The 471-nt window shown below is 66.7% G+C and carries 1 protein-coding gene; it reads left to right on the top strand.

Going from position 1 to position 471, the window contains the following annotated elements:
• A partial coding sequence (locus tag ARTB_RS21345) for a penicillin-binding transpeptidase domain-containing protein (RefSeq protein ID WP_279294514.1) occupies positions 1–471 on the top strand: 471 nt, incomplete at both ends.

Below are 471 nucleotides of genomic sequence, written 5' to 3'. Positions count from 1 at the left end.
GGCGACACCGTCACCATCGCCACGGCGCTGCGGCTCAGCTGCAACATCCCGTTCGCCGAACTGGCGGTCGATCTCGGCGACGACGCCATCCGTGCCGAAGCCGAGAAGTACGGCTTCAACACGCAGTTCTCGATGCCGCTGCAGTCCACGGCATCCACTTATCCCGACGCGCCCAACGCTCCCCAGACCGCCCTCAGCGGCTTCGGTCAGGGCGACGTGCGCGCGACGCCGCTGCAGATGGCGATGGTGTCCGCGGGCATCGCGAACGGCGGACTCGTCATGAACCCGCGCATGATCGACCGGGTGATCAGACCCGATCTGTCGGTCGCGAGCGAGGGAAGCAGCAGCGAGTTCGGGCGGGCGCTCGAAACCGACATCGCGGCGCAGATGGTGTCGATGATGACGGCGAACGTCCAGGACGGCGCAGCATCGAATGCAAGAATAGACGGGGTCCCGGTCGCGGGTAAGACC

Origin of the sequence: Arthrobacter humicola (assembly GCF_022803015.1) — a bacterium.
Classification (GTDB): domain Bacteria; phylum Actinomycetota; class Actinomycetes; order Actinomycetales; family Micrococcaceae; genus Arthrobacter; species Arthrobacter humicola_A.
This window is presented reverse-complemented; position numbering and strand designations above follow the sequence as displayed.